The organism is Deferrisoma sp., assembly GCF_054681715.1.
Map to the genome: position 1 here is coordinate 1 of NZ_BAAHFQ010000148.1, position 6,766 is coordinate 6,766.

At 72.3% G+C, this 6,766-nt stretch carries 7 protein-coding genes; all 7 read left to right on the forward strand.

Annotation, left to right across the window (positions count from 1 at the left end; translation table 11 throughout):
* Positions 1-219: PilN domain-containing protein (locus ACY0I8_RS14910; RefSeq protein ID WP_461395373.1), on the forward strand; the 219-nt coding region annotated here is incomplete at its 5' end.
* Positions 220-222: 3 nt separating this feature from the next.
* Positions 223-846, forward strand: coding sequence for a type IV pilus inner membrane component PilO (locus tag ACY0I8_RS14915; protein WP_461395374.1), 624 nt, complete (start codon positions 223-225; stop codon positions 844-846).
* A complete protein-coding gene (locus ACY0I8_RS14920) occupies positions 843-1,391 on the forward strand; it encodes a pilus assembly protein PilP (RefSeq protein WP_461395375.1) in 549 nt (182 codons plus the stop codon). The genes ACY0I8_RS14915 and ACY0I8_RS14920 overlap by 4 nt, the downstream gene beginning before the upstream one ends.
* Positions 1,388-4,006 (forward strand): type IV pilus secretin PilQ, encoded by a 2,619-nt coding sequence (gene pilQ, locus ACY0I8_RS14925; RefSeq protein WP_461395376.1) that lies wholly within the window; start codon positions 1,388-1,390, stop codon positions 4,004-4,006. Before ACY0I8_RS14920 ends, pilQ begins: the two co-directional genes overlap by 4 nt.
* Positions 4,006-5,199: a chorismate synthase gene (gene aroC / locus ACY0I8_RS14930; RefSeq protein WP_461395377.1), complete on the forward strand. Its 1,194-nt coding sequence runs from the start codon at positions 4,006-4,008 to the stop codon at positions 5,197-5,199. Before pilQ ends, aroC begins: the two co-directional genes overlap by 1 nt.
* On the forward strand, positions 5,178-5,696 hold the full coding sequence (locus ACY0I8_RS14935; protein ID WP_461395378.1) for a shikimate kinase: 519 nt from the start codon (positions 5,178-5,180) through the stop codon (positions 5,694-5,696). Before aroC ends, ACY0I8_RS14935 begins: the two co-directional genes overlap by 22 nt.
* Positions 5,693-6,766 (forward strand): 3-dehydroquinate synthase (gene aroB, locus ACY0I8_RS14940; protein ID WP_461395379.1); only part of this gene is annotated, 1,074 nt, incomplete at its 3' end. The genes ACY0I8_RS14935 and aroB, both read left to right, overlap by 4 nt.

The following is a 6,766-nucleotide window of genomic DNA, read 5'->3' on the forward strand; positions in this document are numbered from 1 at the left end:
AAGATGTGGATCGAGAAGCTCCGGGACAACGGGGGGCAGGTCGACCTCGAGGGGTACGCGATCGACAACCAGACCATCGCCCGGTTCATGACCGACCTGGAACGAAGCCCCCTGTTCCGGGGGGTGCGCCTCGAGGTGACGAAGCAGGTCACGAAGGGAGGGGTGAACCTGAAGTCGTTCACGATCCACGCGACGGTCGTGTACCCGAAGGCGGGGTGACCCATGGCAGCCGTGGTCGACACCTATCTCAAGTGGCCCACGAGCCGAAAGGCGCTGCTGTGGGTCGGGATCACCGTGGCGGTCGGGCTGGGCTACTATTTTCTCGGGTTCCAGCCCCGGCTGCGGGAGCTCCAGCGCCTCGAGGAGGAGTACGATCGGCTGGGGAAGGAGCTCCGGGAGAACCAGGCCATCGCCGACAACCTGCCCCGGGTCAAGGAGGAGGTCCGACGGCTCGACGAAAAGCTCGCCGAGGCCCTCCAGAAGCTCCCCAACCGGGAGGAGATCCCGAGCCTCCTCCAGACCATCAGCGACCTCGGAAAGGACTCGGGGCTCGAGTTCCTGCTCTTCAAGCCGGGGGAGAGCCAGCCCAAGGAGTTCTACGCGGAGGTCCCCCTGGAGATGCAGGTGCTCGGCCGGTACCACGACGTGGCCGTCTTCTTTGACAAGGTGGGCCGTTTGCCCCGGATCGTGACCATTGTGTCGAGCGAGTTCGGAAATCCAAAGGTGGAACCCGGGGGCACGAAGCTCACGGTGAGCTGCCGGGCCGTGACCTACAAGTTCCTGGAGCCCGGGGAGATGGCGCAGGCCAAGGACGCCAAGGGCCGGAAGAAAGGGGGGAAACGATGATCCCCCGCGCGCGTCTCGCCCCGTGGGCGCTCGCCGCGGCCCTCGGGCTCTGGGCCTGCGGCGGCGAACCCCCGCCGGCCCCCGCTCCGTCCCGGCCGGCCCCCGCCCGGGCGGCCGCCCCGGCCAAGCCCGAGGCGGCCGAACCCGAGGAGAAACCCGCCGAGCCGGCCTTCGTGTACGACCCCGAGGGGCTCCGGGACCCGTTCCAGCCCTTCATCAAGATCGAACCGAAAAAGACCAAGAAACGGGCGCCCGAGGTGTTCGTGCCGAAGACGCCGCTCCAGCGGTTTGCCGTGGAAGAGCTCCGGGTCACGGGCATCGTGTGGGGCGAGGGCGCGGGATCCCGGGCGCTGGTGGAGGCGCCCGACGGCAAGGGCTACGTGGTGCGGGTGGGTACCCTGGTGGGGGACCGGGGGGGGAAGGTCGTCGCGATCCGGCCCGACCGGGTCGTGGTGGAGGAGCGGGTGGTGGACCTGCTGGGAGAAGAACAGGTGCGTACCGTGGACCTGCGGCTCCGCACTCCCGAGGATGAGGTGAGGCCATGAGCCATTCGAGACGGCGCCCGAGCGCCTGGATGACGGTAATGGGGGGAGCCCTCGCGTTGGTGCTGACGGCCTGCGCGGGCCCCCGGCCCCGCACGAGCGCCGCCGAGCCGGCCGCGTCGGAGGTTACCGCTCCCCGGGTGCGGATCACCGGGGTGGAGATCTCCCCGGCCGATGCGGGGGACCGGATCCACCTGGAGGCCGAGGGCACGCCGGAGCACGTGCTCTCGGTGTCCGAAACTCCCCCCACCGTGACGCTCACGCTTTCCAACGTGACCCTGGAGGGGGTGGCCCCCCAGGTGGACGTGGGCGACGGGGTGGTGGAGCGGATCGAGGCCCGGGCCCTGCCCGGAGGCGGGGCGGTGTTCACGGTGGCGGCGGCGGGGCCGGTGGAGGCCCGGGTGCAACCGGCCGAACGGGGACTCGATCTCATCGTCGCCCTCGCGCAGAGCGCGGGGACGGCCGGCACCGCGGCAAAGGCGGAAGCCGAGTCCGCAACGCCGGCCCCTGTGGTTGAGGCCCTCCCGGGCGGCGAGGGCGTCCGGTTCCGGTTCGGCGCCGAGCCCTCGAACCTGGCGGCCTTCCTCCTGTCCGACGGCACCCGGCTCGTGGTGGACGCCGAGGGGGTGACCCTGCCCGAGCCCCAGGTCACGAAGGAACTCGGAGGAACGATCGTCCGGGTGCGGATGGGCCGACAGGAGGGCCGGGTGCGGGCCGTGGTGGAGGCGGCGGAGCCCGGTGTTTTCCAGGGGTACCGCCTCGAAAAGACCCCGGACGGGTTTGTGCTCGCGCTCGGCGGGGAGGCTCCCGCCAAGGAGGAGCCCGCGGCAGCCGCGGCGGTGCCGAAAACGGCGACCGAGCCGGAGCCCGCGGCCCCGCCGGCCGAGGACGAGGCCCGCTGGGCGGGGCTTCCCGGCGGCGGCGAGGTGGTGGATCTCGGGTTCCAGCAGGATCCCGAGTGGAGCCGGATCGAACTGGCGTTCTCGAAGCCCACGCCCCACCGGGTGGTCGAGGCGGGGCCCGACCGGATCGTCGTGGATCTCCCCTCCACGGCGCTCCCGAAGCGGTTCACCCGGGCGCTCGACACCTCAGCCTTCCCCGGGGCTGTGAAACTCGTCGCGGCCTATCCCCGGGGCCGGGACACCCGGCTCGTGGTGGATCTGCGCAAACCCGCTCCGTTCCGGATCGAGCGGGACGAGACCCATCTCAACCTCCTCGTGGCCGGCGGATCGGCCGAGCCCCGGGAGGCCGGGGTGGCCGCCGTCAAGAAGGAGAAGGACCAGGTCGTGCTGGTGGAGGGCGAGGGTTCCGCGGCCGAGGCGGGTACCTCGGCGCCGGAAGGGCCGGTGTACACGGGCCGGCGGCTCTCCATGGACTTCGTGGACGCCGACATCCGAAACGTCCTTCGGCTGATCGGCGAGGTGAGCGGGCTCAACGTGGTTGCGGGCGACGACGTGCAGGGCAAGGTCACCGTGCGGCTCGTGGACGTGCCCTGGGACCAGGCCCTGGACGTGATCCTGAAGACCCGGGGCCTCGACAAGGTGCGAGAGGGCAACGTCCTGCGGATCGCCCCGGCCGAGCGCCTGGCCCAGGAGAAGGCGCGGAAGCTCGAGCAGGAGAAGGCCGAGAAGGAGCAGGCGCCGCTCGTCACCGACATCGTGCCGGTGAACTACGCCTCGGCCCAGGAACTCTCTGACAAGGTGAAGGCCGTCCTCTCGGACCGGGGCGCCGTGTCGGTGGACGAGCGCACGAACGCCCTCATCCTCAAGGACGTGGCCGAGCGTCTGGAGCAGGCCCGGGAACTGGTGCGGCGGCTCGACACCCAGACCCCCCAGGTCCTGATCGAGGCCCGGATCGTCGAGGTCTCGTCCACCTTCGCCAAGGACCTAGGCATCCAGTGGGGCGGGCGGTTCGAGGCGAGCACCCGCACCGGCGCGGCCACGGACTGGGCGTTCCCCCACTCGATCGGGGTCTCGGGCGACACAGGGGTGGGGAACTTCGCGGTGAACTTTCCGAGCGCCGGCGGCGCGGCCGGGCCCGGAGGCGCCCTCGCCCTCACCCTGGGCCACGTGAACGACGTCCTGAGCCTCGACCTTCGGCTTTCGGCCATCGAGACGGCGGGCAAGGGTCGGGTGATCTCGTCGCCCCGGGTCACCACGCTCGACAACAAGACGGCCGAGATCAGCCAGGGCGTGGAGATCCCGTTCACCACGGCCACCGAGGAGAAGATCGAGACCCAGGCGATCGAGTACAAGCTCCGGCTCAACGTGACGCCCCACGTCACGGCCGACCGGTCCATCATCATGAAGATCGACCTGTCCAAGGAGGATCCGTCGACCACGTTCGTGGCGGTGGACTCCCAGACCCCGGGCAAGGAGACCCGGGCCGCCACGACGGAGGTGTTGGTCAAGGACGGCGAGACCACGGTGATCGGCGGCATCATCACGAACCGCCAGTCCAACACGCAGTCCGGGATCCCCTGGCTCTCGGAGTTGCCGTTCGTGGGCTGGTTGTTCAAGAGCAAGAACAACCGGGTGGACAAGACCGAGCTCATCATCTTCATCACCCCCAAGATCGTGAACCAGCCGGTGGTGGAGGCCGCCGCCCGGAGCCTGTGATGGAGTTGCGGTACCGCACGGCCGGGGAATCCCACGGCCCGGTGCTCCTGGCGGTGGTGGAGGGGGTGCCGGCCGGGCTCGAGGTGGACCCCGCGGCCATCGATCGGGACCTGGCCCGCCGCCAGGGGGGGTACGGCCGGGGTGGCCGGATGAAGATCGAGACCGACCGGGTGGAGATCCTGGCCGGGGTCCGGTGGGGCCGCACCACGGGCGCCCCCGTGGTGCTGGCGGTCCGGAACCGGGACTGGGCCAACTGGCAGGAGGGGATGAGCCCCTCGGCCGAACACCGGGGCGCGATCCCGGCCGTGACCCGGGTTCGGCCGGGCCACGCGGACCTGGCGGGGGTGCTCAAGCACGACCTCGACGACGCCCGGAACGTGTTGGAGCGGGCGAGCGCCCGGGAGACCGCGGCCCGGGTGGCGGCCGGGGCTCTGGCCAAGGCGATGCTGCGGGAGATCGGGGTCGCGGTGGGGTCGTTCGTGACCTCGGTGGGGCCGGTGGAGGCGGCCTGGGAGGACCCGTTCCCCGAGCTCCACGCCCGGGCGGAGGAGGGCCGCGTCCGGATGCCCGACCCCCAGGCCGACGAGGCCGCCTGCCGGGCCGTGGACGAGGCCCGCGCGGCCGGCGACACCCTGGGGGGCACTTTCGTGGTGTTCGCGACGGGCGTACCCGTGGGGCTCGGCACCCACACCGTGCCCGACGGCCGGCTCGATGCCCGGCTCGCGGCGGCCTTTCTGGCCATCCCGGCGATCAAGGGGTTCGAGGTGGGCCTCGGGTTCGAGGGGGCGAGGCTTCCGGGATCCCGGGTGCACGACGAGATCCTGCCCGGCGGCCCCGGCGACGGCCGAAAAGGGGGGGTGACCCGGCCCACCAACCGGGCCGGGGGGATCGAAGGCGGCATCACGAACGGCGAGGACGTGTGGGTGCGGGCCGCCATGAAGCCGATCCCCACCCTCATGCGGCCCCTTCGCACGGTGGACCTGGACACCGGGGAGCCGGCCGAGGCCTCCACCGAGCGAAGCGACGTGTGCGCCGTGGCCGCCGCGAGCGTGGTGGGGGAGGCCGTGATGGCGTTCGAGCTCGCCCGGGCCGCGGTGGAGAAGTTCGGGGGCGATAGCCTCGCCGACCTGCGGGTCGGGCTCGAGGCCTACCTGGACCGGATCAACCGGCGGTGGTCCGAAACCTCGTCCTGACCGGGTTCATGGCCTCGGGCAAATCGGCCGTGGGCCGGCGGGTGGCCGAGCGGCTCGCCTGGACGTTCGTGGACCTCGACGAGGCCATCGAGGCCGAAGCGGGCCGGTCGGTCCCCGAGATCTTTGCGGCCGAGGGGGAGGAGGGGTTCCGGGACCGGGAGTCCCGGGCCCTGGAGAAGGCCCTCCGGGGCGGCCCGGCGGTGATCGCCACCGGGGGCGGGGTGCTCCTCCGGGAGGAGAACCGGCGGTTGCTGGCCGGCCACTTGGTCCTGAATCTGCGGGTCACGCCGGAGGAGGCCGTGGCCCGGGCCCGGAAGGGAGGGCCGGTGCGGCCGCTTCTCGAGGGGGCCGACCCGCTCGGCCGGGCGAGGGCGATCTTCGAGGCGCGCCGGGCGCTTTACGACGCGGTGCCGATCCAGGTCGACACGATGGGGCGCTCGGCGGACCAGGTGGCGGAGGAGGTCCTGGAACGGGTGGCCCGGGAGCTGCGGCGGTGAGAACGGTGATCGTGGGCCTAGGCGACCGGGCGTATCCGGTCCTGGTCGGCCACGGGCTCCTGGACCGGCTGGGCGACCTCGAACCCGCCCGGGGCGTCCTGGCCGGGCGAAGGGCGTTCCTGGTGACCGATCGCACCGTGGAGGCCCTCTGGGCGGGCCAGGCCGAAGCGGCCCTGGGGGCCGCGGGGGCGGCTCTCCTCGGCCGGTTCGCCATGGAGCCGGGGGAGGCCTACAAGAATTTGGAGACGCTGGCAGCGCTTTGGGACGCCCTCCTGGCGGCCGGCATCGAGCGCGGCGACCTGGTGGTGGCCCTGGGGGGAGGGGTGGTGGGTGACGTGGCCGGGTTCGCGGCGGCCACCGTGCTCCGGGGCGTGGGGTTCGTGCAGATCCCCACGACGCTTCTCGCCATGGTGGATTCGAGCGTGGGCGGGAAGACCGGCATCGACCACCCCCGGGGCAAGAACCTGATCGGCGCGTTCCACCAGCCCTGGCTCGTGGTGGCGGACCTGGCGCTCCTGGCGACGCTCCCCGGCCGGGAGGCCCTCTCGGGCCTGGCCGAGGTGGTGAAGGCGGGGCTCCTCGGCGACCCGGATCTGTTCGAACTCCTGGAGGCCCGGGGACCGGCGTTGATCCGGGACCCCGGGGCCCTGGAGGAGGCCGTGGCCCGGGCCGTGGCGCTGAAGGCCCGGGTGGTGGAAGCCGACGAGCGGGAGGCGGGGGAGCGGGCGCTCCTGAACCTGGGCCACACTTTCGGCCACGCCGTAGAGGTTGCGGCCGGGTTCGGGGCCTACACCCACGGCGAGGCCGTGGCCATGGGGCTTTCCTTCACGGCCCGGCTCTCCGAGCGCCTGGGCCTCCTTCCCGCGGCCGACCGGGAGCGGATCGAGCGGCTCCTGGGGGCCTGGGGGTACCGGCTAAGGCCGGAGGGCGTTTCGGCCGAAACGGTTCGTAACGCCCTTCGCCACGACAAAAAGAGCCGGGGCGGCGAACCCCGGTGGGTGCTCCTCCGGGGCATCGGCCGGGCCGAGTGGGGGCACCGGGTGCCCCCCGACCTCGTGGACGCCCTGCTC

What these genes read in the sequence shown, in the direction of transcription:
- ACY0I8_RS14915 (WP_461395374.1), top strand. Translation starts at nt 223, where the DNA reads ATGGCAGCCGTGGTCGACACCTATCTCAAGTGGCCCACGAGCCGAAAG.
- ACY0I8_RS14920 (WP_461395375.1), top strand. Translation starts at nt 843, where the DNA reads ATGATCCCCCGCGCGCGTCTCGCCCCGTGGGCGCTCGCCGCGGCCCTC.
- pilQ (WP_461395376.1), top strand. Translation starts at nt 1,388, where the DNA reads ATGAGCCATTCGAGACGGCGCCCGAGCGCCTGGATGACGGTAATGGGG.
- aroC (WP_461395377.1), top strand. Translation starts at nt 4,006, where the DNA reads ATGGAGTTGCGGTACCGCACGGCCGGGGAATCCCACGGCCCGGTGCTC.